Source organism: Streptomyces sp. NPDC025651, from assembly GCF_055558735.1.
Genome location: NZ_JBVHLZ010000007.1, coordinates 518,488 through 542,630 on the forward strand (window position 1 = coordinate 518,488; position 24,143 = coordinate 542,630).

The 24,143-nt window shown below is 72.4% G+C and carries 20 protein-coding genes and 1 rRNA gene; 8 read left to right on the forward strand and 13 right to left on the reverse strand.

The annotated features are described in order from the left end of the window. Positions 1 to 64: 64 nt before the first annotated feature. Complete coding sequence (locus ACZ4D5_RS26405; protein ID WP_467774866.1) at positions 65 to 1,726, reverse strand: CTP synthase; 1,662 nt, start codon at positions 1,724 to 1,726, stop codon at positions 65 to 67. 442 nt (positions 1,727 to 2,168) lie between these two features. On the opposite strand from ACZ4D5_RS26405, the gene ACZ4D5_RS26410 reads away from it, so the two are divergent. Beyond that, entirely contained in the window at positions 2,169 to 3,980 is a 1,812-nt protein-coding gene (locus ACZ4D5_RS26410; RefSeq protein WP_467774903.1) for a glycoside hydrolase family 15 protein, read from the forward strand. Positions 3,981 to 3,998: 18 nt separating this feature from the next. On the opposite strand, the gene ACZ4D5_RS26415 is transcribed toward ACZ4D5_RS26410, so the two are convergent. Continuing rightward, positions 3,999 to 5,513: an APC family permease gene (locus ACZ4D5_RS26415; protein WP_467774867.1), complete on the reverse strand. Its 1,515-nt coding sequence runs from the start codon at positions 5,511 to 5,513 to the stop codon at positions 3,999 to 4,001. A gap of 160 nt (positions 5,514 to 5,673) precedes the next feature. Between ACZ4D5_RS26415 and ACZ4D5_RS26420 the strand changes: the two genes are divergently transcribed. Beyond that, positions 5,674 to 7,341 (forward strand): PucR family transcriptional regulator, encoded by a 1,668-nt coding sequence (locus tag ACZ4D5_RS26420; protein ID WP_467774868.1) that lies wholly within the window; start codon positions 5,674 to 5,676, stop codon positions 7,339 to 7,341. 19 nt (positions 7,342 to 7,360) lie between these two features. Here ACZ4D5_RS26420 and ACZ4D5_RS26425 read toward each other — a convergent pair whose 3' ends face one another. Together ACZ4D5_RS26425 and recN are read right to left on the reverse strand one after the other, a co-directional pair. Next, positions 7,361 to 8,506, reverse strand: a complete 1,146-nt coding sequence (locus ACZ4D5_RS26425) for a glycosyltransferase family 4 protein (RefSeq protein ID WP_467774869.1) — start codon at positions 8,504 to 8,506, stop codon at positions 7,361 to 7,363. Between the two features lie 244 nt (positions 8,507 to 8,750). Then, entirely contained in the window at positions 8,751 to 10,478 is a 1,728-nt protein-coding gene (recN, locus tag ACZ4D5_RS26430) for a DNA repair protein RecN (protein ID WP_467774904.1), read from the reverse strand. A gap of 221 nt (positions 10,479 to 10,699) precedes the next feature. Between recN and ACZ4D5_RS26435 the strand changes: the two genes are divergently transcribed. Further along, a complete protein-coding gene (locus ACZ4D5_RS26435) occupies positions 10,700 to 12,058 on the forward strand; it encodes an FtsX-like permease family protein (RefSeq protein ID WP_467774870.1) in 1,359 nt (452 codons plus the stop codon). 9 nt (positions 12,059 to 12,067) lie between these two features. On the opposite strand, the gene ACZ4D5_RS26440 is transcribed toward ACZ4D5_RS26435, so the two are convergent. From ACZ4D5_RS26440 to ACZ4D5_RS26450, 3 genes are read right to left on the reverse strand one after another with little or no spacing between them, the layout of a single operon-like run. After that, positions 12,068 to 12,973, reverse strand: coding sequence for an NAD kinase (locus ACZ4D5_RS26440; protein ID WP_467774905.1), 906 nt, complete (start codon positions 12,971 to 12,973; stop codon positions 12,068 to 12,070). A gap of 11 nt (positions 12,974 to 12,984) precedes the next feature. Further along, positions 12,985 to 13,800 carry a TlyA family RNA methyltransferase gene (locus ACZ4D5_RS26445; RefSeq protein WP_467774871.1) on the reverse strand — a complete coding sequence of 272 codons (816 nt, stop codon included), beginning with the start codon at positions 13,798 to 13,800 and terminating at the stop codon, positions 12,985 to 12,987. 7 nt (positions 13,801 to 13,807) lie between these two features. Then, entirely contained in the window at positions 13,808 to 14,119 is a 312-nt protein-coding gene (locus ACZ4D5_RS26450; RefSeq protein ID WP_467774872.1) for a hypothetical protein, read from the reverse strand. 42 nt (positions 14,120 to 14,161) lie between these two features. Between ACZ4D5_RS26450 and ACZ4D5_RS26455 the strand changes: the two genes are divergently transcribed. Next, complete coding sequence (locus ACZ4D5_RS26455) at positions 14,162 to 14,509, forward strand: alkyl sulfatase C-terminal domain-containing protein (RefSeq protein WP_467774873.1); 348 nt, start codon at positions 14,162 to 14,164, stop codon at positions 14,507 to 14,509. On the opposite strand, the gene ACZ4D5_RS26460 is transcribed toward ACZ4D5_RS26455, so the two are convergent. Genes ACZ4D5_RS26460 through ACZ4D5_RS26470 form a run of 3 tightly spaced genes read right to left on the reverse strand, consistent with a single transcriptional unit; the run spans position 14,493 to position 17,466 of the window. Further along, positions 14,493 to 15,404 carry an ABC transporter ATP-binding protein gene (locus ACZ4D5_RS26460; protein WP_467774874.1) on the reverse strand — a complete coding sequence of 304 codons (912 nt, stop codon included), beginning with the start codon at positions 15,402 to 15,404 and terminating at the stop codon, positions 14,493 to 14,495. The genes ACZ4D5_RS26455 and ACZ4D5_RS26460 overlap by 17 nt on opposite strands. Continuing rightward, the gene (locus tag ACZ4D5_RS26465) at positions 15,401 to 16,426 is read right to left on the reverse strand and encodes a FecCD family ABC transporter permease (RefSeq protein WP_467774875.1); all 1,026 of its coding nucleotides are present in this window, start codon (positions 16,424 to 16,426) and stop codon (positions 15,401 to 15,403) included. The genes ACZ4D5_RS26460 and ACZ4D5_RS26465 overlap by 4 nt, the downstream gene beginning before the upstream one ends. Then, on the reverse strand, positions 16,423 to 17,466 hold the full coding sequence (locus ACZ4D5_RS26470) for a FecCD family ABC transporter permease (RefSeq protein ID WP_467774876.1): 1,044 nt from the start codon (positions 17,464 to 17,466) through the stop codon (positions 16,423 to 16,425). Before ACZ4D5_RS26470 ends, ACZ4D5_RS26465 begins: the two co-directional genes overlap by 4 nt. Positions 17,467 to 17,519: 53 nt before the next feature. Between ACZ4D5_RS26470 and ACZ4D5_RS26475 the strand changes: the two genes are divergently transcribed. Together ACZ4D5_RS26475 and ACZ4D5_RS26480 are read left to right on the forward strand one after the other, a co-directional pair. Beyond that, the gene (locus ACZ4D5_RS26475; protein WP_467774877.1) at positions 17,520 to 18,563 is read left to right on the forward strand and encodes an ABC transporter substrate-binding protein; all 1,044 of its coding nucleotides are present in this window, start codon (positions 17,520 to 17,522) and stop codon (positions 18,561 to 18,563) included. Continuing rightward, complete coding sequence (locus ACZ4D5_RS26480; protein WP_467774878.1) at positions 18,560 to 19,399, forward strand: siderophore-interacting protein; 840 nt, start codon at positions 18,560 to 18,562, stop codon at positions 19,397 to 19,399. Before ACZ4D5_RS26475 ends, ACZ4D5_RS26480 begins: the two co-directional genes overlap by 4 nt. A 62-nt stretch (positions 19,400 to 19,461) precedes the next feature. Here the strand turns inward: ACZ4D5_RS26480 and ACZ4D5_RS26485 are convergent, their stop codons facing one another. Beyond that, positions 19,462 to 20,514, reverse strand: a complete 1,053-nt coding sequence (locus ACZ4D5_RS26485; protein WP_467774879.1) for an HAD hydrolase-like protein — start codon at positions 20,512 to 20,514, stop codon at positions 19,462 to 19,464. Between the two features lie 71 nt (positions 20,515 to 20,585). On the opposite strand from ACZ4D5_RS26485, the gene ACZ4D5_RS26490 reads away from it, so the two are divergent. Continuing rightward, entirely contained in the window at positions 20,586 to 21,866 is a 1,281-nt protein-coding gene (locus ACZ4D5_RS26490) for a DUF1015 domain-containing protein (RefSeq protein ID WP_467774880.1), read from the forward strand. A 103-nt stretch (positions 21,867 to 21,969) separates the two neighbouring features. Here the strand turns inward: ACZ4D5_RS26490 and ACZ4D5_RS26495 are convergent, their stop codons facing one another. Then, a complete protein-coding gene (locus tag ACZ4D5_RS26495) occupies positions 21,970 to 22,800 on the reverse strand; it encodes a tetratricopeptide repeat protein (RefSeq protein WP_467774906.1) in 831 nt (276 codons plus the stop codon). Here ACZ4D5_RS26495 and ACZ4D5_RS26500 point away from each other — a divergent pair. Beyond that, on the forward strand, positions 22,771 to 23,928 hold the full coding sequence (locus tag ACZ4D5_RS26500; RefSeq protein ID WP_467774908.1) for a hypothetical protein: 1,158 nt from the start codon (positions 22,771 to 22,773) through the stop codon (positions 23,926 to 23,928). The genes ACZ4D5_RS26495 and ACZ4D5_RS26500 overlap by 30 nt on opposite strands. A 120-nt stretch (positions 23,929 to 24,048) precedes the next feature. Here the strand turns inward: ACZ4D5_RS26500 and rrf are convergent. Next, positions 24,049 to 24,143 (reverse strand): 5S ribosomal RNA (rrf, locus tag ACZ4D5_RS26505); the annotation flags it as partial.

Sequence of the window (24,143 nt, forward strand, 5' to 3'; positions counted from 1 at the left end):
ACAAACAGAAACCGGGGCACGCGTCCCGAAGGACGCGCACCCCGGCAACCGTATCGCTCTGGTGTTACTTGCCGGACTTGCCGCCGGTCTTGCGCTCGACGGCGGCCTTCACGAGGCCGGCGAAGAGCGGGTGCGGGCGGGTCGGGCGGGACCGCAGCTCGGGGTGCGCCTGGGTGGCGACCAGGTAGGGGTGCACCTCACGGGGGTACTCGACGTACTCGACGAGCTTGCCGTCCGGGGAGGTGCCGGAGAACTGGATGCCGGCCTTCTTCTCCAGGTCGGCGCGGTAGGAGTTGTTCACCTCGTAGCGGTGACGGTGGCGCTCCTCCACGTACTCCTTGTTGTCGTACACCTCACGCACGATGGAGCCCTCGGCGAGCTTGGCCGGGTACATGCCCAGGCGCATCGTGCCGCCCATGTCGCCCTCGCCCGCGACGATGTCGAGCTGCTCGGCCATGGTGGAGATCACCGGGTGGGCGGTGGCGGCGTCGAACTCGGTGGAGTTGGCGTCGGGGATGTCCGCGAGGTTGCGGGCGGCCTCGATCACGATGCACTGCAGGCCCAGGCAGATGCCGAGCAGTGGCACCTTGTTCTCGCGGGCGTACTGGATGGCGCCGATCTTGCCGTTCACGCCGCGGTCGCCGAAGCCGCCGGGGATCAGGATCGCGTCGACGTCACCGAGCTGCTTCTTGGCGCCCGCCTGCGTCTTGCAGTCGTCCGAGGTGACCCACTTGACCTTGACGCGGGCCTTGTTGGCGAAGCCGCCCGCGCGCATGGCCTCGGTGATGGAGAGGTAGGCGTCGGGCAGGTCGATGTACTTGCCGACCAGGGCGACGGTGACCTCGTGCTTCGGGTTGTGCACACGGTCCAGCAGGTCGTCCCACTGCGTCCAGTCCACGTCCCGGAACGGCAGGTCGAGCTTGCGCACCACGTAGGCGTCCAGGCCCTCGGTGTGCAGGACCTTGGGGATGTCGTAGATCGACTTGGCGTCGATGGCGGCGACCACGGCGGCCTCGTCCACGTCGCACATCAGCGAGATCTTGCGCTTGATGGCGGTGGGCACCTCGCGGTCGGCGCGCAGCACGATGGCGTCCGGCTGGATACCGATGTTGCGCAGCGCGGCCACCGAGTGCTGGGTCGGCTTGGTCTTCAGCTCGCCGGAGGGACCGATGTAGGGCAGCAGCGAGATGTGCACGACGAAGACGTTGTCGCGGCCGACCTCGTGGCGGACCTGGCGGACGGTCTCCAGGAACGGCAGGGACTCGATGTCGCCGACGGTGCCGCCGACCTCCGTGATCACCACGTCCACGTCGTCCGTCGCCATCCGGCGGATGCGGTGCTTGATCTCGTTGGTGATGTGCGGGATGACCTGCACGGTGTCGCCCAGGTACTCACCGCGCCGCTCCTTGGCGATCACCTGGGAGTACACCTGGCCGGTGGTCACGTTCGCGGAGCCGTCGAGGTCGACGTCGAGGAAACGCTCGTAATGACCGATGTCCAGGTCGGTCTCGGCGCCGTCGTTGGTGACGAACACCTCGCCGTGCTGGAAGGGGTTCATCGTGCCCGGGTCGACGTTCAGGTACGGGTCGAGCTTCTGCATCGTGACACGCAGGCCACGGGCCTTGAGGAGCGCACCCAGGCTGGAGGCAGTCAGACCCTTGCCGAGGGAAGAAGCGACACCCCCGGTGACGAAGATGTGCTTGGTCGTCGTGGATTTGGGCTGCATAGCCAAAGGGGGGCTCCCGTGGTCGCGGTCTGGAGGTGCGTACCGGCTCTCTCACCAGGGATTCGGGGGAGGTGCCGTCGCTGCGGTTCGGGGGTTCTATGACCACCGGCTCACGGGCTACCAGGGTATCAGCGACCTGGCGAGGCTGCTCCCGACCACGCTCCGCCACCGGGCGCACACAACACCGTCACCGCACGTCCACGCCCTCGTGTCGCCTCCGCACCGCCCCTCACCTGGCGCTCACCCGTTCGGCGGAGCCTCGTTGCCGAGAGGGGCGCACAGATCACCAGGGTGCGTCGTATCCTGCTCGGACACTCGCTGCCGAGCCCCCTCCGGCACACGGCACCACCCCGCCCTGCACCCGGAACAAGCGCTCGTAGGCGATCACTTGACCGCTGACCAGTAAGCGCCCCGCGGGGCGAACGTGGCCGTTCGACTGGAGATGCACGTGGCCGGGCGCATCGAGGACTACGCACTCATCGGAGACATGCAGACCGCAGCCTTGGTCTGCCGGGACGGCACAGTCGACTGGCTGTGCCTGCCCCGCTTCGACTCCCACGCCGTTTTCGCCGGCCTGTTGGGCACCGAGGAGCACGGCTTCTGGCGCCTGGGGCCCGCACACGCCCCGGGCGCGCAGCCTCCGGCTGCCGCGCGCCGCACCTATCGCGGCGACTCCCTGGTGCTCGAATCCGAGTGGGACACCTCACGCGGGACCGTCCGCGTGATCGATTTCATGCCGCCGCGCGACACCGACGCCCCGCAGCTGGTGCGGATCGTCGAGGGCGTCAGCGGCCGCGTCCCGATGCGCTCCGCGCTGAGGATGCGTTTCAGCTACGGGCGCGTGGTGCCCTGGGTGCACAAGGTCGACGGGCGCACGGTCGCCGTCGCCGGGCCCGACTCGGTGTGGCTGGACACCACCGCCGAGACCTTCGGCAAGGACCTCACCACGTACTCGGACTTCACGGTGGCGCCGGGCGACCGGATCGCGTTCACCATCTCGTGGCAGCCCTCGCACAAGGAGCCGCCCGCGCTGCCGGAGCCCGAGGCGGCGCTCACCGCCACGGAGGGCTTCTGGCGGGAGTGGGTGGAGCACTGTACGTACCACGGCCCCTACCGTGAGGCCGTGGTCCGCTCGCTGATCACGCTGAAGGCGCTGACCTACGCGCCGACCGGCGGGATCGTCGCGGCGCCCACCACCTCACTGCCCGAGGACATCGGGGGCTCGCGCAACTGGGACTACCGCTTCACGTGGCTGCGCGACGCCGCCATCACGCTCTCCTCGCTGCTGCGCACCGGCTACCGCGAGGAGGCCCGCGCCTGGCGCGAGTGGCTCCTTCGGGCGGTCGCGGGCGACCCGGAGAACCTGCAGATCATGTACGGCATCGCGGGCGAGCGCGAGCTCGGCGAGACGGAGCTCGACTGGCTGCCCGGGTACGAGGACTCCCAGCCGGTCCGGGCGGGCAACGGCGCGGCCCACCAGCTCCAGCTGGACGTGTACGGCGAGGTCACCGAGGCTCTGCACCTGGCCCACATGACGGGCCTGGCCCGCAACGACTACGCCTCGCTCCTCCAGCTCAAGCTGATCCGCTACCTGGAGGACCACTGGGACGAGCCGGACGAGGGCATCTGGGAGGTGCGAGGACCGCGCCGCCACTTCGTGCACTCCAAGGTGATGGCCTGGGTCGCCGTGGACCGCACCATCAAGCTCATCGAGTCCGGCGACGCGGACGGCCCGCTGGAGAAGTGGCGCGACCTGCGCGACGACATCCACCGCGACGTGTGCGAGAAGGGCTACGACAAGGAGCGGAACACCTTCACCCAGTCGTACGGCTCCAAGGAGCTGGACGCCTCGCTGCTGCTGATTCCGCAGATGGGCTTCCTGCCGCCGGACGACAAGCGCGTCATCGGCACGATCGAGGCGATCCAGCGGGAGCTGTCGACGTCGGACGGGTTCATCCTGCGCTACCCGACGTCCGGCGAGGACGAGGGCGTGGACGGCCTGGAGGGCGACGAGGGGGCCTTCCTCGCCTGCTCGTTCTGGATGGCCGACGACCTCGCGATGATCGGCAGGGTCGACGAGGCCCGCAAGCTCTTCGAGAAGCTGCTCGCCCTCCGCAACGACCTGGGGCTGCTCGCCGAGGAGTGGGATCCGCGGCTGCAGCGCCAGGTCGGCAACTTCCCGCAGGCGTTCAGCCATGTGCCGCTGATCGACACGGCGCTGCGGCTGACGGCTTCGGGGGCGTACGGGGGCTAGAGCGGGAACCGGTGCCGCTCAGTTCCGGACGGCGACGGGCTGCTGCCCGTCGCCGTCCGCGCGTTCGGCCGCGTCCTCCAGGACGACGCGGCCGATGATCTCGTAGCGGTGCGGCCGCCTGGCCCGCAGGTACAGGCCGAGACCGAGCCCCCCGAAGAAGACGAGGCCGACGATCCAGGGGATCGCCGCGAAGAAGAGGGAGTCGGCCGCCGTGCCCGCCGCCGTGTCCATGTTGACGACCAGCAGGACGACGACGGCGATCATGCCGAGGCCACCGAGCAGCGGGGCGAGCAGCGTCCTGAACCAGTGCCGGTCCTCGGGGTGGTTGCGCCGGAAGTAGCCGATCACCGCGAAGGAGCACAGGGTCTGGACGATGAGGATCGCCATCGTGCCGAGGATCGCGAGCAGCGTGTACAGGTGGGTGTACGGGTCCTGTCCGGTGAGCCAGAAGGCGCCCACCAGGACGACGGCGATCGCCGACTGGACGTACGACGCGATGTACGGCGAGCCGTGCGCGGGGTGGGTGCGGCCGAGCGCGGGATGCAGGAAGCCCTCGCGTCCGATCGCGTACAGATAGCGCGACGCGCACTGGTGGAAGGCCATCCCGCAGGCGAACGAGCCCGTGATGAGCAGCCACTGGAAGGCGTCGACCGCCCAGGCGCCGATGAAGCCGCGCGCCGGGTCGAAGAAGAGGTCGAGCGGGCCGGCGGACCGCGAGACCTTCACCGCGCCGCCGAGGCCGTTGCCCGCGATCGTCATCCAGGAGACGTAGATGTAGAAGAGGCCCACGCCGATCACCGAGACGAGGGTGGCGCGCGGGATGACGCGCTTGGGGTCGCGGGACTCCTCGCCGTACATCGCGGTCGACTCGAAGCCGACCCACGACCAGAAGGCGAAGAACAGGCCGAGCCCGGCCGAGGTGCCGGTGAAGGCGTTCGCCGGATTCACCGGCTCCACGGGGATGCCGTCCGGGCCGCCGCCCTGGACCAGCACGGCGGTGGCCACCGCGAACAGGACGGCGATCTCCGCGACGAGCATCACGCCGAGCGCCTTGGCCGTGAGGTTGATGTCGAAGTACGCGAGGACGGCCGTGACGGCGAGCATCGCGGCCGCGTACACGATCCACGGCACGTCGGCGCCCAGCTGGTCGAGGACGGTGGTCTTCGCGAAGTAGGCGAAGACGCCGACGATCGAGGCCTCGAAGACGATGTACGCGACGACGGCGAGCATCCCCGACGCCATGCCGGCGATGCGGCCGAGGCCGTGCGAGATGTAGCCGTAGAAGGCGCCGGCGGCGGTGATCCGTTTGGCCATGGCGACGTACCCGACGGAGAACACCGTCAGGACGAGCGTCGCGAAGAGGTAGCCGGCGGGGGCTCCGGTGCCGTTGCCCGCGCCGACGGCGATCGGGAGGTTGCCGGTCATCGCCGTGATGGGCGCCGCGGTGGCGACCGCCATGAAGACGACCCCCACGAGTCCGACGGAGTTCGCCTTGAGGCGGTGGACCTCGGGTGTGCTCGGTTGCTCTGGCATGGCGGGCACCCTGCCGTCGGGTGACGTACGCCACAAGCGACAGGGGGTCGCGCAATTGCCGCGCGGAGGCGACGAGTTGTCGGGCCCGCGGGGCCCGCGAAGCACCGCCGTGACCGGCCGGAGATGTTCCGGGAACGTGCGCCCCGGTAGCGTCCGCGCCATGGACAGTCAGGGCACTCCGGCCACTCCGGCCACTCGGACCACCACCTCTCAGGGTGGCATCACCGTGCAGCGGGCGCTGGAGCTGCCGGGGCTGCGCGGCGGGCTCCCCGAGGTCGTCGCGGGCGCGGAGCGGCTGCAGCGGACGGTGCGGTGGGTGCACGCGGGCGAGGTGCCCAACATCGCCTCGCTGCTCAAGGGCGGCGAGCTGCTGCTCACCACGGGGCTCGGGCTCGGCACGCGCCCCGCCGAGCAGCGCGCCTTCGTGCGCAAGCTCGCCGAGCGGGGCATCGCCGCGCTCGTCGTCGAGCTGGGGCCGCGGTTCGCGCGGCTGCCCGCGGCGCTGGTGGAGACGGCACGGGCAGCCGGGCTCCCCCTGGTCCAACTGCACCGCGAGGTGCCGTTCGTGACGGTCACCGAAGAGGTGCACACCGAGATCGTCAACGGCCACTACGCACTGCTGCAGCGGGCCGAGGAAGTGCACAGGCGCTGCACGGAGGCGCTGCTCGGCGGGGGCGGCATCCCTCAAGTCCTCGGCATCCTCGCGGAGTTCAGCGGCAACCCGGTGTTCCTGGAGACGGCGGACGGGCAGCTCCTGTACGCCGCGGGTGCGGACACCGAGTGCGCGGATCCGCTGCAGGTGTGGGAGGGGCTGCGGGGCAGCGCCGTCGACCGGGACCGGCCGCCCGCGAGCGCCGTCGTCGTCGACGTGCCGGGCGGCGGCCCCGGCGCGGGCTCGGTGCGGGCCCGTCTCGTGCTGCTCGCCGTGGAGTCGGCGCCGCTGCCGGTGCACCGCATCGCGGCGGAGCGGGCGGCGGGCAGCCTCGCGGTGGTGCTGATGCAGGCCCGCCAGGAGGAGGAGCTCGCGGCGCGCGGCCGCGGCGACTTCCTCACCGATCTCGCGGAGGGCCGGATCACCGCGGAGGACGCCCCCGCGCAGGCCCGCGTCCTCGGCTTCAAGCCGGGCTCCGCGGGCGGCCCGCTGCTTCCGGTGGTGATGCGGCTCGCGGACGAACTGCCGACCGGGGGCGGCTGGGCGGTGCTCGCGCGGGCGGTCGCGGAGGAGCTGGCTTCCGTGGGCGTACCGGCGCTTCTCGGCGTACGTCCCGTCGAGGGCCGCGTGCCGCTGCTGCTCGGCCTGCGGTCGGAGTCGGAGAGGACCGCGGTGGCCGACCGGGTCGCCGCGGCGCTGCGGGCGGGCGTGGAGCGGGCGGGGATGCGGCGGCCGGGGGCGCAGCCGCCGGTCGTGGTGGTCGGTGTCGCGGGCGGCTGGGCGGCGGCGTCGGCGGGCCTGCGGCACGCGGCGGAGACGGCGACGGCCGCGCAGGGCCTGTCCGACCGCCCCTGGTACGACGCGCGGCGCCTGGACATCGACCTGCTGCTGTGGCGGCTGCGCGACCACCCGGACCTGGCGGCGTTCGTGGACCGCGCGATCGGACCGCTGCGCGCCCACGACGAGCGCTCGAAGCCGCCGCTGCTGCCCACGCTGCAGACGTATCTGGCGCACGCGGGCCGCAAGGCGGAGACGGCACGCGAACTGCACCTGAACCGGCAGACGTTGTACAACCGCCTGGCCCGGATCAGCGAGCTCCTGGGGACGGACCTGGACGACCCGCAGACGGTCCTGGCGCTGAGCCTTGCGCTGCGGGCGCGCAGGCACGTGGCGTAGCGGCCCAGCGACCCGCGGCTCAGCTGTACGGCAGCGGCTGGGTCAACTCGTCGTAGACGCTGAGGACTTGAGTGACCGTGTCGTCCTCGGTCGGCCAGGTGGCGGCCTGGGCCTCGCCCCTGTCCTTGAGCTCGGCACGGCGCACGGGGTCGGCGAGAAGGCGTACGACGGCGATGGCGAGGGCGCCCGCGTCGCCGTAGGGCACGAGTTCGGCCGCGTCGCCGACCAGTTCGGGGACGCCGCCGACCGCGGTCGCGACGAGCGGCACGCGCGCGTGCAGGGCCTCCTGGGCGAGGACGGAGCGGGATTCCCAACTGCTGGGCAGCACCGCGAGGTCGGCGGCCGCGAGGAGGTCGGGAACGTCGTCGCGCCGGCCCACCAGGCGGGCCGGCAGCTGCTCGTCCTCGATGCGGCGCTGCAGGGCGGCCCGTTCGGGCCCCTCGCCCGCGACGACGAGGAGCGGCAGCGGGTCCAGATGACGCCACGCGCGCGTGGCCTCCAGGAGGACGTCGTAGCCGCGATGGCGTTCCAGGGCGCCGACGGCGAGGATCAACGGGCGGTCCACGGCGCCGAGTTCGGCCCGGGCCTTGTGCAGGAGCCGATCGGGTTCCTCGGCGGTCTCGGCCGGGTCGGGGCGGCGCGGCGCGGGCAGCGCGACGGCCGCGAGGCGCGCGTCGCGGGCCCCTCTGCTGCGGGCCCGGTCGACGAGGTCGGACGAGGTGCCGAGGACCACGGCGGCGGCCTTGGCCACGCGCCGCTCCAGCAGGCGCAGGACGCGGGCACGGGCGCCTTCCGCGTGCGCGCGGGTGTGCCAGGTGACGACGAGCGGCGTGCGGCGTCCGGTGAGTGCGACGGAGGCCCGCAGAGCGGCGTGCAGTCCGTGCGCGTGGACGAGGTCGGCGTCGGCACAGGCGGCGCGGAGCGCGGCCACGGATGCGGGGTCGCCGCTGCGGGGCACGGGGACGTGCCGGGCGCCGGTGCCGGTGAAGTCGTAGGTGCGGGCGGCCTCGTCGGGGGCGCACACGGTGACCCGCACGCCCCGGGCGGCGAGGCCCGCGGCCAGCGATCTGACGTGCGCGCTGCTGCCCGCGCTGCCGCCGCCGAGGACCTGAACGGTGTGCAGCGGCGTCTGTCCGTGCGGCGAGTGGCTGCTCACGTGGCTCACGTGGCCGGGGCTCCTGGGTCTGCGTCGGTTCGGTGCTCGGGCGGGTACTCGGGCAGATGCTGCGCCAAGGATGCCAGTCCGCACGGGCGTTCCGGCACCGCCGAAAGGTCACTTCCGCATGTGGATGGGCAACTCCAGGACCGGGACCACCCACACGGGTGAGCCTTGCGAGGTGTGTACGGCAGGTGGGGGGCGAGGACAGACATGCCTGCGCCGCCCCGCCTCCCGGGACGAACCGACCGCGCTACCCGTCTCCCCGAGCCGTCGCCAGCAGCTCCTCCGCGTGGGCCCGCGCGGTCTGTGAGTCCTCCTGGCCCGCCAGCATCCGCGACAGCTCCCGCACCCGGTCCTCGCCCTCCAGGACCTGGACCCCGGACCGCGTCACCATGCCGTCGTTCGTTTTCTCCACAAGGAGCTGCCGGTCGGCGAACGCCGCCACCTGCGGGAGGTGCGTGACCACCACGACCTGCGCCGACTTGGCGAGGCGCGCCAGACGCCGGCCGATCTCGACCGCGGCCTTGCCGCCGACGCCCGCGTCGACCTCGTCGAAGAGATACGTCGGCACCGGGTCCGTCCCCGCGAAGACCACCTCGACGGCGAGCATCACGCGCGACAGCTCACCGCCCGACGCCCCCTTGGCGATGGGCCGGGCGGGAGCCCCCGGGTGCGGGGCGAGCAGCAGCTCGACCTCGTCGACGCCCGCGGGCCCGTACGCGACCGTGCGGCCGCCGATCTCCACGCCGTCGGCGCCCTCGGGGACCTCCGTGCAGCTGATCGCGATCGACACGCGCGCGTGCGGCATCGCCAGCGAGGCCAGTTCCTCGGTGACGGCCGCCGCGAACCGCGACGCCGCCTCCTGCCGCGCCTCGGTCAACGCCTGGGCGAGCCCGGCGAGTTCGGCACGGAGTGCGTCCCGCTCCGCGGTCAGCTCCCCCAACCGGTCGTCGTCGCCCTCCAGTTCGCCCAGGCGCGCCGCGCCCTCCTCGGCCCAGGCGAGCACGGCGTCGATGTCCTCGCCGTACTTCCGGGTGAGCTGGGTCAGCGCGGCCCGCCGCTCCTCGACCGCGGCGAGCCGCAGCGGATCGGCGTCCAGGTCGTCGGCGTACCCGGCGAGCTCGCCCGCCACATCGCCGAGGAGGATCCCGATCTCCCCGAGGCGGTCGGCGAGCGCGGACAGGGCGGGGTCGTGGGACCGCACGGCCTCCAGGGCCCGTGAGGCGCCCGCGACCAGCGTCGAGGCGTCGACGCCCTCCAGGTCCTCGGGATTGCCCGCGAGGGCGGCGTGCGCGGACGTGGCGGCGGAGGCGAGGGCCTCGGCGTGGCCGAGCCGCTCGGCCTCGGCGGCGAGTTCGACGTCCTCCCCCGCGCGCGGCTCGACGCCCGCGATCTCCTCCAGTCCGAAACGGAGCAGATCCGCTTCCTGCGCCCGCTCACGCGCGCGCGTGGTGATCTCCTCGACCTCGGCGGTGACGGCCCGCAGGCGTCGGTAGGCGGCCGTGTACTTGGTGAGGGGCACGGCGACCGCGTCGCCCGCGTACCGGTCGAGGGCACCGCGCTGCCGGGCGGGCTTGAGCAGGCCCTGCTGGTCGGTCTGGCCGTGGACGGCGACGAGGTCGTCGGCGAGTTCGGAAAGCAAACCCACCGGCACCGAGCGGCCGCCGAGGTGCGCGCGCGAGCGCCCTTCCGCCGAGACGGTACGGCTGATCAGCAACGCCCCGTCGTCGAGTTCGGCCCCCGCCTCCTCCGCGCGCACGACCGCCGAGGCGTCGGCGGGCACGGCAATGCGCCCCTCCACCACCGCTGACTTGGCGCCGATCCGCACCAGGGCGGGGTCCGCGCGCCCGCCGAGCAGCAGGCCGAGGCTGGTGACCACCATCGTCTTGCCCGCACCGGTCTCACCCGTCACGGCGGTGAAGCCTGGCGACAGCTCGACGACAGCGTCGTCGATGACTCCGAGCGACCGTATCCGCATCTCCTCCAACACGGGACAAGACCTTACGAGGTCAGGGGCCCGGTGTGCGACGGGCCCCGGGCCCCTTCCGCGAAGGCGCAGGTCGAGAAGGCGCGACGAACACCCCTGTCACCCGCGGGGGTGGGCTTTCGCGGAGGGCCGCGGGGGTGGGGTTATCCCCCGCAGGATCCACCGGCCCGCCACATGGTCCACCGCCGCTCCCCAGGCGCACCATGATCGACATGGCAACAGGACTGGCAACGGCGGCGCTGCGCGCGCACCGCCCGGCATTCGTGGGCACGGCGGTGGCCGCCCTCTTCGCCGCGACCGTGGTGAGCGCGTCGACGATGATGCTCACCTCGACGAGCGCGGGCGGCACCGCCGGGCTCTCCGCGGCGGCCCGCAGGCAGATCACGGAGAACGGCGTCGGCGACATGGCGGTGGTGCTGCTGATCGGCTCCATCTACATGTCGATTTTCGTGGTCGCGTCGACGATGGGCACGGCCGTCGCGCAGCAGCACCGCGAGCTCGCCATGGTCCGCTCCATCGGCGCCAAGCCCCGCCAGGTGCGCCGCGCGGTGGCGGTACAGGCCCTCGCCGCGTCGATCCCCGCAGCCCTCGCCGGCTTCGTCCTCGGCGGCTTCGGGGCCCGCTGGTGGCACGCGGGCATGATCGACCACGGGCTGCTGCCCGCCGAGGCCGCCTTCCGCTTCAGCTGGCTCGCCCTGCCGGTGTGCCTGGGCGTGGCCGTGGTAACGACGACGGTGGCCGCTCTCCTCTCGGCCCTGCGCTTCTCGCTGCTCCGCCCGGCCCGCGCCCTCTCCGAGGCGGCGACGGGGCGGCGCGGGCTCGGCTTCCTGCGGGCACCCCTCGGCGTGCTCGCGGTGGCGGGGGCGTGCGTCGTCTCCGTGCTCCTGTCGCAGCAGCCCGCGGACGAGGCGAGCGAGGGCGCGTTCCTCGTCCTCATCCTGTTCTGCGTCGGCGCGGGGCTGCTCGGGCCCCGCATCATCGGCCCCGCGGCCCGGCTGGTGTCGGCACCGGTCGCCCGGTTCGGGCCGAGCGCGCGCCTCGCGATGCTCAACGTCCGCTCGCAGCCGCGCCGTTTCTCCGCGGCGGTCGTCCCCCTCGTACTCGTCGTCGGCTTCGGCCTCACCAAGATCGGCATGCATACGACGGCCCAGCACCACACCGGTTCGGCGGGCAGCGCGGGCGAGGTCTGGCTCGACTACGTGGGCACGGGGCTGTACGCGGGCTTCGCCGCCATCGCCGCGGCGAACACCCTGGCCATGATCTCCTTCGAGCGCCGCCGCGACGTGGCGCTGCTGCGGGTCGTCGGCAGCCGGCGGGCGCAGGTGCGGGCGATGGCGGCCTGGGAGGCCGTGGTCGTGGCGGGCACCGCGCTGCTGCTCGGCACCGCCATCGCGCTCGGCACGCTGGCGCCCATCCTCAGCACGGCGTTCGGCAGCGCACTGCCCTACCTGCCCTGGACCGTGCCGACCGGAGTCGCGACGGGCACCCTGCTGCTGACCCTGCTCGCCACCGGCCTGCCGGTGGGCGCCGTCCTGCGCAAGCGGGCGATCTCCGTGGTCGGCGCGACGTGAGCCGCCTGCTCAGTGCGGCGCGCCCCGCCACCCCGACACCGGCAGCGCGAACTTGGCGACAAGTCGATCCGTGAACGACGCGTGGTGCAGCCGCGCGAGCCGCACCGGCACCTCGCCCCTGCGCACCTCCACCCGCGCCCCCGAGGGCAGTTCGAGGGTCCGCCGCCCGTCGCACCACAGCACGCCGTTGGGCGCCTGCGGCTGGACCTCGACCGCGAGCACCGTGTCCGGCGAGGTCACCAGGGGCTTGGCGAACAGGGCGTGCGCGCTGATCGGCACCATGAGCAGCGCCTCGACCTCCGGCCACACCACGGGCCCGCCGGCCGAGAACGCGTACGCCGTCGACCCCGTCGGGGTCGCGCAGACGATGCCGTCGCAGCCGAAGCCGGTGACCGGGCGCCCGTCGATCTCCAGGACGACCTCCAGCATCCGCTCGGGCGACACCTTCTGCACGGCCGCCTCGTTCAGCGCCCAGTCGCGGTGCACGACGTCGCCGTTGCGGTGCACGACGACGTCGATCGTCATGCGCTCCTCGACCTCGTACGCCTTGGTGACCACCCGGTCGACGACCTTGTCGAGGTCGTCCCGCTCCGCCTCCGCGAGGAAGCCCACGCGCCCGAGGTTCACACCGAGCATCGGCACCCCGGAGGCCCGCGCGAACTCGGCGCCCCGCAGCAGCGTCCCGTCACCGCCGAGGACGACGATCAGCTCGCAGTCGTCGATGCAGTCGGCGGTGGCCTCCTTGACCGTCTCGACCTCGTCGGGCAGCGGCAGGTCCGCGGCCTCGGCCTCCAGGACCCGCACGCCCAGGCCGCTGCGCAGCAGTCCCTGGACGACGAGTTCGGCACTGCGGATGGCCGCGGGCCGTCCGGTGTGCGCGAGCAGGAAAACGGTACGAGCTCGGGTCTGGGTCACTCGGGTCTGGGTCAACGGGGCCCCTCCGCCACGGCACGGTCAACGTCCGCCGGGTCCAGCTCATCGGCCCCGGCGCGCAGCCACAGAAAGTACTCGACATTGCCGGAAGGCCCAGGCAGCGGGCTCGCGGTCACCCCGCGCACCCCGAGGCCGAGCCCCCACGCCTGCCGTGCCACGCCCCGCACGGCCTCGGCCCGCAGTTCGGCGCTGCGCACCACACCGCCGCTGCCGAGCCGCTCCTTGCCGACCTCGAACTGCGGCTTGACCATCAGGACGAGGTCCGCGTCGGGCGCCGCGCACCGCACCAGGGCGGGCAGCACAAGGCCGAGCGGAATGAAGGAGAGGTCCCCGACGACCAGGTCGACGGGGATGTCGTCGATGGCTTCGAGCGTCAACTCGCGTACGTTCGTACGGTCCTTCACGGTGACCCGGTCGTCGCTCTGCAGCGACCACGCGAGCTGGCCGTAGCCCACGTCGACGGCGACGACGTGCGCGGCGCCCGCGCGCAGCAGCACGTCGGTGAAGCCGCCGGTGGACGCGCCCGCGTCGAGGGCCCGCCGCTTCTCGACGACGAGACCCTGCGGCACGAAGGCGGCCAGCGCCCCCGCGAGCTTGTGCCCGCCGCGCGAGACGTAGTCGGGGTCGCTGTCGTCCTGCGAGACCACGATCGCGGCGGCCGTCTCGACCTGCGTCGCGGCCTTGGTCGCGACGGTCTTGCCGACCGTCACCCGGCCTGCGGCGATCAGCTGGCTCGCGTGCTCGCGCGAGCGGGCGAGCTTCCTGCGGACGAGCTCGGCGTCGAGGCGGCGTCGTGCCACTCCTGCCACGTTCGGTTCAGCTCCTGTTGTCGTACGCGGTTCCGGGCACCCCTGTGGGTGCCGGTGGGCCGGGGCGCGCGTCGAGCGCGGTCAGCGCGTCGCGCAGGCCCTGGTGTACATCCTCGTACACCTCGATGTGGCCGTCCGTGGCGAGGTGGTCGGCGTCGCCGAGGCGGGCGAGCCGCGCGTCCACCTCGGCGTTGCCGGTGGGCGTGCGCTCGACGCCGAGGGGCGCCGGGGCGGCGGGGTCGTACGACGGCTCGTCCGGAACCTCGGGCTCCGGCTCCGCCGCCTCCCCCGCTTCGGGGCCCGCGTAAGAGTCGCTCATGGCACGACGCTACCCCGAAGGGCTGGGGTACCGTCGATCACGATGGCGACCATGGCGGAGTGCCGCACGGCACTCGACAGACTCTCGGACAATCTCGCGTCCGCCGACGGCGACGTGCGCAGCGCGGCTGCCCTGAACCGCTCGCTGAGCTGCCGCATCACCGATCTCGACGCCACCTTCACGGGCCGCCTCGAGAACGGCCGGATCACGGTGCACGACAGCCACCCGGGCCCGCCCCGCGAGAAGGCGGAGATCCGCCTCGCGCTGACCGGCGACGACCTGGTCGCGATGGTGGACGGCAGGCTCGACTTCGCCAAGGCCTGGGCCTCGGGCCGGGTCAAGCTGGAGGCGGGCTTCCGTGACCTGCTGCGGCTCAGGTCGCTGCTCTAGCCGAAACCCCGGCCGCCGCCTCGGCCGGACCCGCCGCCTTGGCCGGCGGCCTGCGCCCCGCCCGCCCCGACGGGATCACCAGCGGCGTCCCCGTCTCCGGGTCGTCGATGACCCGGCACTGGATCCCGAAGGTCTGCTCCACCAGCTCCGCGGTGACGATGTCGGACGGCGCGCCCTCGGCGATCACCGCGCCGTCGCGCAGGGCGATGAGGTGCGTGGCGTAGCGGGCGGCGTGGTTCAGGTCGTGCAGGACGGCGACGAGCGTGCGGCCCTGCTCCTCGTGGAGCTCGGCGCAGAGGTCGAGGACGTCGAGCTGGTGCTGGATGTCGAGGAACGTCGTCGGCTCGTCCAGGAGCAGCAGCGGGGTCTGCTGGGCGAGCGCCATGGCGATCCAGACGCGCTGGCGCTGACCGCCGGAGAGCTCGTCGACGTACCGCTCGGCGAGCTCGCGCACGCCGGTCGACTCCATGGACTCGTTCACGATCCGCTCGTCGTCGTCCGACCACTGCCGCAGCAGGCCCTGGTGGGGGTAGCGGCCGCGCGCGACCAGGTCGCCGACCGTGATGCCGTCGGGCGCGATGGACGACTGCGGCAGCAGGCCGAGCGTCTTGGCGACCTTCTTCGCCGGCATCGACTGGATGACGTTCCCGTCGAGCAGCACCCGGCCCGCGGACGGCTTGAGCATCCGGGACAGGGCGCGCAGCAGCGTGGACTTGCCGCAGGCGTTGGGGCCCACGATCACCGTGAAGGAGTTGTCGGGGATCTCGACGGACAGCTTCGAGGCGATGACACGCTGGTCGTAGCCGAGGGTGACGTCGTCGGCGATGAGCCGGTTCACAGCAGCACGCTCCTGCTTCTGGTCATGGGGTGGTACGCGATCGTGGCGGGGCTTCATATCCGGCCCGCCTTGCGCTGGGTGACGAGCAGCCAGAGCAGGTAGACGCCGCCGAGCACACCGGTGATGACGCCGACGGGCAGCTGGTCCGCGCCGAAGGCCCGCTGCGACGCCCAGTCCGCGACGACCAGGAGCGTGGCGCCCATGAACATCGCGGGCATCAGATTGGGTCCGGGCGAGCGCGTGAGGCGGCGCGCCAGCTGCGGCGCGGTGAGCGCGACGAAGCCGACCGGCCCCGCGGCGGCGGTGGCGGCCGCGGTGAGCAGCACCGAGGCGATGAGCAGGACGAAGCGGGTGCGCTCCACGCGTACGCCGAGCGAGTTCGCGACGTCGTCGCCCATCTCCAGCATCCGCAGCGGACGGCCGTACCCGAGCACGACCGGCACGAGGACGGCGCAGAGCGCGAGCAGCGGCCAGACCTGGTCCCAGTCGCGGCCGTTGAGGGAGCCGGTCATCCAGACCACGGAGCGCGCGGCGTCGACGAAGTCCGCCTTGGTGAGCAGATAGCCGTTGATGGCGGTGAGGAACGCGGAGACGCCGATGCCGACCAGGACGAAGCGGTAACCGTGCACGCCCCGCTTCCATGCCAGCAGATAGATGGCGACGCCGGTGACGAGGCCGCCGACGAGCGCGCCGCCCGCGACCTGCACCGCGCTGCCCTGGAACAGGACGATCATGGCGAGCGCCCCCGCGGTCGACCCCTGCCCGAGGCCGAGCACGTCCGGGCTGCCCAGCGGGTTGCGGGCGATGGACTGGAAGAGCGCGCCGCCGAGGCCGAGGGCCGCGCCCACCAGGAGCCCGACGAGGACCCGCGGCAGGCGCAGGTCGTTGATGATGAACTCCTGGCCCGCGTCGCCGTTGCCGAGCAGGGTGCGGACGACGTCGGCGGCCGGGATCGGGAAGTCGCCGGTGCCGATCAGGACGACGCTCGCGGTGAGCGCGGCGACCACGAGCAGGGTGACGACCACGACCGTGCGGACGTCGAGCCGGACGGAGAGGCCGCGGGTACGAAGGGCCTTCACAGCTGGGCCACCTTCCGGCGCCGTACGAGAAAGACGAAGACCGGCGCGCCGATGGCCGCGGTCACGATGCCCACCTGGAGCTCCGAGGGCCGCGCCACGATGCGCCCGACGACGTCCGCGCCGAGCAGCAGCACCGGCGAGAGGACGGCCGCGTACGGCAGGATCCAGCGCATGTCGGGACCGGTGAAGGAGCGCACGATGTGCGGCACCATCAGGCCGACGAAGACGATCGGACCGCAGGCGGCGGTCGCGGCCCCGCACAGCAGCGTCGCCGCCGCCATGGACAGGGCGCGCGTCCGCGTCAGACGGGCGCCGAGGGCACGGGCGGTGTCGTCGCCCATGGCCATGGCGTTGAGCGGCCGGGCGAGGCACAGCGCGAGCACGGTGCCGATCGCGAGGAACGGCAGGACCTGCTGGATGGTGTCCATGTTGGCGGAGGCCAGCGAACCGACCGTCCAGAAGCGCATCTTGTTGAGCGCGGCACCGTCCATGATCATGACGGCCTGCAGATAGCCGTAGAGCGCCGCGCTGATCGCCGTGCCGGCGAGGGCGAGCCGCACCGGGGTCGCGCCGCGCGCGCCGCCGAGCAGATAGAGCAGGGCGCCCACGAGCAGGGCCCCGGCGAAGGCGAACCACACGTAACCGCTCAGCGAGGTGACGCCGAAGAAGCTGATCGCACTGACCACCGCGGCCGACGCGCCGAGGTTGATGCCGAGCAGCCCGGGGTCGGCCAGCGGATTGCGGGTGAGCGCCTGCAGGACGGCGCCGGAGAGGCCGAGCGCGACGCCCGCGAGCAGCCCGAGCACACTGCGCGCCAGGCGCTCGCCGACCACGACGTCGGCGTACGTCCCCGTGTCCTGGAACAGCCCGTGCCAGACCTGGTCCATGGACAACGATTTCGCGCCGACCGCGACGCTCGCGAGGAAGACGAGCAGCAGGACGGCTGTGGAGACGAGCAACCCGATGCCGCGTATCGCGCGGCGTCGGGCAGGCGCGGCGGCGGTCTCCGCGCGCGGTTCAGGGGGACTGTCGACCAACACCAGGTTAGGTTAGCCTACCCTCGCACTGACCTTCGACGAGAGAAGCGCCACCGATGCACGCATCCCGTCGCGCCCCGACGCCTGCCCCGAACCGCCGGAGCGCACTCCTCGCGGCCGGCGCGCTCGGCATCGGCGGACTGCTCACCGCGTGCGGCTCCGGCACCAGGGGCGGGCCGCCGGGCGGCGACAGCGGCTCCTGGAGCTTCAAGGACGACCGTGGCACGACCGCCCGGTCCGGGAAGACCCCCAAGACCGTCGTCGCCTACATCGGCGCGGCCGCGGCGCTCCACGACCTCGGCGTCGAGTGTACGGGCGTCTTCGGCCCGACCAGGCTGAAGAACGGCGAACCCGACGTCCAGGCCGGCGACATCGATGTCGACAAGGTGACCGTCATCGGCAACACCTGGGGCGAGTTCAGCATCGAGAAGTACGCCTCCCTGAAGCCGGACCTCCTCGTCAGCACCATGAACGCCGCACCCACGCTCTGGTACGTCCCCGAGGAGTCCGCCAAGAAGATCACCTCGCTCGCCCCGAGCGTCGGCATCCTCACCGCGAAGAGCTCCCTCACCCACGTGATCGGCCGCTTCACCGAACTCGCCGAGTCCCTGGGCGCCGACCTGAGGGCCGAGAAGGTCACCGCCGCCAAGAAGCGCTTCGAAGCGGCGTCCGAGACCCTGCGCAAGGCGGCCGAAGCAGCCGAGTCCCGCGGCGGCCTCAAGGTCATGGCGGTCTCCGCACAGGACCCCCTCCTCTACGTCGGGAACCCCACCTCCTTCACCGACCTGCGCTACTACAGCGACCTCGGCGTCGAGTTCGTCACCCCCGACAGGACCGGCAAGGGCGCCTTCTTCCAGGAGCTCGGCTGGGAGAACGCCGACACCTACGACGCCGACCTGATCCTCGTCGACAAGCGCACCGGCAACCTCCAGCCGGCCGATCTCAAGAAGAACAAGCCCACCTGGGCGAAGCTGCCCGCGGTACGGGCCGGTCAGGTCATCTCCTGGTCCAACGAGGCCCAGTTCAGCCACGCCGGATACGCACCGCTCATCGAGCAGCTCGCCACCGCAGTCGACCAGTCGAAGAGGCTCACGCGATGACCGCAACCGCATCCCCGTACCAGTTCTTCGATGTCCAGGTGCTGCGCACCGAGCACATCACCCCCGCCATGATCCGCGTGGCCCTCGGCGGCCCCGACCTGCGGCGCATGGCCTCCGGCGGCCGCGACCAGCGCATCAAGATCTTCCTCCCGCACCCCGGGCAGGACGCCCCGGTCATGCCGGACACCGACACCGGCGACGCCACCGAGTGGTACGCCGACTGGTGCGCCCTCGACCCCTCGGTGCGCGGCATCATGCGCACGTACACGACCCGTGAACTGCGCCGCGACCCCGACGAGTTGATCGTCGACTTCGCCGTCCACGGCGCGACCCCCTCGCCCACCGACGGCCCCGCCACCAGCTGGGCACGGACCGCGCGGCCGGGCGCCCGCATCGGCGTCCTCGCCCCGGTCGACGAGGAGAACGGCGCCTACGACTTCCGGCCCCCGCAGGACACCGACTGGCTGCTCCTGACCGCCGACGAGTCGGCGCTGCCCGCCGTCGCGAGCATCCTGGAGACGCTGCCGCCCGCCCTGCCCACCCGCGTCTGGATCGAGGTCCACGACCTCGCCGACCGCCAGCCCCTGCCCACCAAGGCCGACGCCGAGATCCACTGGCTCACCCAGGAGGGCGCCACCAGGGACGCGATCAGCGGCGCCGACCTCCCCGAAGGCACGCCCTACGCCTGGGTCGCCGGCGAGTCCGCGACCGTCAAGGCCGTGCGCCGCCACCTCGTCACGGACCGCGGCTTCGACCGCAAGAGGGTGTCGTTCTCCGGCTACTGGCGCAAGGACACGACCACGGACGAGCTGATCGAGCGCGGCGAGAACGCCTGACCCGACACCCCGCGGGCCGGTCCCGTACGCCCTCCTTGCCCGCCCGCCTTACACGCCTTTCCTCACACCCCGAGCCGCGACAGCGCCTTGCCCGCATCCAGCGTGCAGGCGCCGTCCCCGGCCTCCGTCCACGCCGCCGCGCACAGCGCCCGCAGCCCGTCCATGACCTCGCCCTCGCCGTCCAGTACGAGCTCGCCGTCCCGCGCCGAGGCGGTCCAGCCGCCACAGCCGAACCCGCCCTCCACCGGGGCGACTTCGGGCTGTCCGGTCAGCATGCCGCGCAGGTCCGCGTCCACGTACGTCGGCCGGTGCTCGGGCGGCGCGGCAAGGAGCCGCGCGCCGTCGGTGACACCGGTCAGGACGAGCAGCGAATCGACCTCGCCGTTGAACGCCCCCTCGATGTCCGTGTCCAGGCGGTCCCCCACCACCAACGGCCGCTCCGCGCCCGTCCGCAGGATCGTCTCGCGGTGCATCGGGGGCAGCGGCTTGCCCGCCACCTGCGGCTCGGCGCCCGTCGCGATCCGCACGACCTCGACGGCCGCGCCGTTGCCCGGCGCGATGCCGCGCGCGCTCGGAATCGTCAGGTCCGTGTTCGACGCGAACCACGGCACCCCGCGCGCGATCGCGTAACACGCCTCCGCGAACCGTCCCCACGCCATGTCGGGCCCGCCGTACCCCTGCACGACCGCCGCCGGATCGTCGTCGGCCGAATCCACCGGCTCAAGACCCCGCTCGCGCAACGCGACCCGCAGCCCCTCGCCACCGATCACCAACACCCGCGCCCCCGCGGGCACTTGCTCGCTCACGAGCCGCGCCGCCGCCTGCGCCGAGGTGATGACGTCCGAGGCGTCGGTGGGAATCCCGAGCTCCGTCAGATGCTCCGCCACCGTGTCCGGCGTACGCAGCGCGTTGTTCGTCACGTACGCGAGATGCATGCCGCCCGCGCGTGCGGTGCCGAGCGAATCGACGGCGTACGCGATGGCCTGCCCACCCGCGTACACCACCCCGTCCAGATCGAGCAGCGCCGTGTCGTAGGCCTCACTCAGCGTCCGCCGACTGCCCCCAGGGCACGTCCTGACGCTCCGACCTGCACTCCGGCCCGCGGTCTTGCTCATCGCACTTCGCTCCTCGCTCGATCTCACCCCCCGATCATCGCCTACACGGCTCGGACACATACGATGCCCTAATGAATACAGCGGGTCACATGGACGCCAACGGTCTCGACCTGATCCCGTTCCGGGGGGTGCGGTACGTCCCCGAGCGGGTCGGCAGTCTCGCCGCGGTGACGTCTCCCCCGTACGACGTGGTCGTACGCCCCGACGGCCTGCTCCACCTGGAATCCGCCGACCCGCACAACATCGTCCGGCTGATCCTCCCGCAGGCCACCACCCCGGACGCCCGCAACCAGCAGGCCGCGGACACCCTCCACGACTGGCTCGCCGAGGGCATCCTCGCCCCCGACACCGAGCCCAGCCTGTACGTCTACGAACAGCAGAACAGCGACATCCTGCAGCGCGGCATCATCGGCGCGCTCCGCCTCTCGCAGGCCGCCGACGGCATCGTCCTCCCCCACGAGGACGTCATGCCCCACGTCGTCGAGGACCGCGCCGCCCTCATGCGCGCGACCTCCGCCAATCTGGAGCCGCTCCTCCTGACCTACCGCGGCGACGAGGGCGAGCCCACGGGCGCGGCAGCCGTCGTCGAACGCACCGCCCGGCGCGAACCGCTCCTTTCGACGACCACGGAGGACGGCTTCCACCACCGCCTGTGGGCCGTCACCGACCCCTCGGAGATCGCCGAGATCCAGTCGGATCTCGCCCACCACCAGGCCCTGATCGCCGATGGCCACCACCGCTGGGCGACCAACCTGCGCCTGCGCGGCGAGCAGCCCTCGCCGAGCGCCTGGGACTACGGCCTGGTCCTCCTGGTGGACACCGCCCGCTTCCCGCTGCGCGTCCGCGCCATCCACCGCTACCTCCACCGGCTGCCGGTGTCCGACGCCCTCGCGGCCCTCGGGGACTCCTTCCGCGTACGCACCGTCGAGGGCCCGCTCGGGCACGCGCTGGACGCCCTCGCCGAGGCCGCCTCCAAGGGCAACGCCTTCGTCCTCGCGGGCGACGGCGCCTTCCACCTCATAGATCACCCGGCCCAGGACCTGCTCGACCGCACGATCCCGGCCGACCACCCCGAGGCCTGGCGCACCCTGGACGCGACGGTCCTGCACGCCACCCTGCTCGACCACGTCTGGCGGATCCCGGACACCCCGGAACACATCGCGTACATCCACGACACCGCGGCGACGGTCGAGAAGGCGGAGCGCGACGGCGGCACGGCGGTCCTGATGCACCCGGTCCGCGAGGAGGTCGTACGCGACCTGGCCCGCCAGGGCGTCACGATGCCCCGCAAGTCGACGTCCTTCGGCCCGAAGCCGGCCACGGGCCTGGTGCTGCGCGACCTGGCCGTCTGAGAGACGCCGGAAACACCTGGTACGTGAGAACGGGCGGCCCCTGAGGGGACCGCCCGTTCTCACGTACCACTACTGCTGCTACTGCTACTGCTACTGCTACTGCTCAGCGCTGGTCCTCGTCCGAGGTGTCGGAGGCGTCAGAGGCGTCAGAGGCGTCAGAGGCATCCGACGCGGGGACCTTCTCCGCGTCCGCACCTGCATCCGCGCCCTCGGCGTCGTGCTCGTCGCCCTCGTCGTGCTCGTCGTGCTCGTCGTCAACCAGCGCGTCGACGAACTCGACGCCCTCCAGCTCGGCGAGCCGGTCCGAGGCGTCGGTGCTGCCGTCCTTGTCGGACTCGACGACCTTCGCGAACCACTCCCGCGCCTCGTCCTCACGACCGGCGGCGAGCAGCGCGTCGGCGTAGGCGTACCGCAGCCGCGCGGTCCAGGGCTGGACGGAGTTCGAGGCGAGCTCGGGGCTCTGCAGCGTGACGATGGCGGCGTCGATCTGGTCCATGTCGCGCCGGGCGCCGGCCGCCACGAGCCGCATCTCGACCTGACCGGCCTTGTCCAGCTTCTGGACCTCGGGTGCGCCGGCCATGTCCAGCGCCTTCTCGGGCCGGCCGAGGCCGCGCTCGCAGTCCGCCATGACGGGCCACAGCTCGACGCTGCCGGTCATCCGCCGCGCGGCACGGAACTCGGCGAGGGCCTCGCTGTACTTCTGGTTCGCGTACGCGGCGAAGCCGGCGGCCTCGCGCACGGCGGCGACCCGGGAGGCCAGGCGCAGGGCGATCTTCGAGTAGGCGTACGCCTGCTCGGGGTCCTCGTCGATGAGCTTGGCGACCATCACCAGGTTCTTGGCGACGTCCTCGGCGAGACCTTTGGGAAGGCTCTGCAGCTCCTGCTGTACGTCCTTGTCGATCTCGTGCCCCGTGACGTCCTCGGGGATCGGCAGCCGCTTGATGGGCTCGCGGTCACGGTCGCGGTCGTCACGCCCGCCACGGTACCCACCGCGGTCGCCGTCACGCCGGTCGTCACGCCCACGGAACCCTCCGGGCCGTCCACCGCGGTCATCGCGACGCGGCCCACGCCCACGGTCGTCACGCCCGCGGTACCCGCCACCGCCGCGGTTGTCGTCGCGACGGAACCCACCACGGTCGTTGTCGCGCCGGTCATCCCGACGGTCATCGCGGCGGTCGTCACGGCGGAAGGGAGGACGGTCACCATCACGCCGGTCATCCCGCCGGAAGCCACCACGGTCGTTGTCACGACGGTCATCACGCCGATCATCGCGACGGAAGCCGGGCCGGTCACCATCGCGCCGGAACCCACCGCGGTCGTTGTCGCGCCGGTCATCCCGACGGTCGTCACGGCGGTCGTCACGCCGGTCGTCACGGCGGAAGGGGGGACGGTCACCATCGCGCCGGTCGTCGCGGCGGAACCCACCGCGATCGTTGTCACGACGGTCATCACGCCCGCGGTACCCGCCACCGCCGCGGTTGTCGTCACGGCGGAACCCACCACGGTCGTTGTCGCGACGGTCATCCCGACGGTCGTCACGCCGGTCATCGCGACGGAAGGCGGGACGGTCACCATCACGCCGGTCATCCCGCCGGAACCCACCACGATCGTTGTCACGACGGTCATCACGCCCGCGGTACCCGCCACCGCCGCGATTGTCGTCACGGCGGAACCCACCACGGTCGTTGTCGCGACGGTCATCCCGACGGTCGTCACGCCGGTCGTCACGGCGGAAGGCGGGACGGTCACCGCCACGGTTGTCGTCCCGACGGAAGCCACCACGGTCACGGTCGTCACGGCGCGGACCACCGGACCGGTCGTCACGGCGGAACGGCGGACGCCCGCCACGGTCCCGGTCGCCGTCACGGCGATCGTCCCGGCGGTCGTCACGACCCCGGTAGCCACCGCCACGGTTGTCATCGCGGCGGTTGTCGTCACGACGGAAGCCGCCGCGGTCGTTGTCGCGACGGGGAGCCCCGCGGTATCCGCCCCGGTCACCACCGTCCCGGCGGCGCTGCTCGCGCTCCGGACGCTCGTCGGGAGAGTTGGTGGACATCGGTGACTCCTAGTCTTCGGTACCGCAGTCATTCTTGCGCAGCATGGGTGCCGGCGCGCTTCGGCAAAAAACAAAAGGACCCCTGGTCCCAGCGTGAACGCTGGGACCAGGGGTCCTCCAAAGATTGTTCGGCGGCGTCCTACTCTCCCACAGGGTCCCCCCTGCAGTACCATCGGCGCTTTGAGGCTTAGCTTCCGGGTTCGGAATGTAACCGGGCGTTT

What these genes read in the sequence shown, in the direction of transcription:
- ACZ4D5_RS26405 (WP_467774866.1), bottom strand. Translation starts at nt 1,726, where the DNA reads ATGCAGCCCAAATCCACGACGACCAAGCACATCTTCGTCACCGGGGGT.
- ACZ4D5_RS26410 (WP_467774903.1), top strand. Translation starts at nt 2,169, where the DNA reads ATGCACGTGGCCGGGCGCATCGAGGACTACGCACTCATCGGAGACATG.
- ACZ4D5_RS26415 (WP_467774867.1), bottom strand. Translation starts at nt 5,513, where the DNA reads ATGCCAGAGCAACCGAGCACACCCGAGGTCCACCGCCTCAAGGCGAAC.
- ACZ4D5_RS26420 (WP_467774868.1), top strand. Translation starts at nt 5,674, where the DNA reads ATGGACAGTCAGGGCACTCCGGCCACTCCGGCCACTCGGACCACCACC.
- recN (WP_467774904.1), bottom strand. Translation starts at nt 10,478, where the DNA reads ATGCGGATACGGTCGCTCGGAGTCATCGACGACGCTGTCGTCGAGCTG.
- ACZ4D5_RS26435 (WP_467774870.1), top strand. Translation starts at nt 10,700, where the DNA reads ATGGCAACAGGACTGGCAACGGCGGCGCTGCGCGCGCACCGCCCGGCA.
- ACZ4D5_RS26450 (WP_467774872.1), bottom strand. Translation starts at nt 14,119, where the DNA reads ATGAGCGACTCTTACGCGGGCCCCGAAGCGGGGGAGGCGGCGGAGCCG.
- ACZ4D5_RS26455 (WP_467774873.1), top strand. Translation starts at nt 14,162, where the DNA reads ATGGCGACCATGGCGGAGTGCCGCACGGCACTCGACAGACTCTCGGAC.
- ACZ4D5_RS26460 (WP_467774874.1), bottom strand. Translation starts at nt 15,404, where the DNA reads ATGAAGCCCCGCCACGATCGCGTACCACCCCATGACCAGAAGCAGGAG.
- ACZ4D5_RS26475 (WP_467774877.1), top strand. Translation starts at nt 17,520, where the DNA reads ATGCACGCATCCCGTCGCGCCCCGACGCCTGCCCCGAACCGCCGGAGC.
- ACZ4D5_RS26480 (WP_467774878.1), top strand. Translation starts at nt 18,560, where the DNA reads ATGACCGCAACCGCATCCCCGTACCAGTTCTTCGATGTCCAGGTGCTG.
- ACZ4D5_RS26485 (WP_467774879.1), bottom strand. Translation starts at nt 20,514, where the DNA reads ATGAGCAAGACCGCGGGCCGGAGTGCAGGTCGGAGCGTCAGGACGTGC.
- ACZ4D5_RS26490 (WP_467774880.1), top strand. Translation starts at nt 20,586, where the DNA reads ATGAATACAGCGGGTCACATGGACGCCAACGGTCTCGACCTGATCCCG.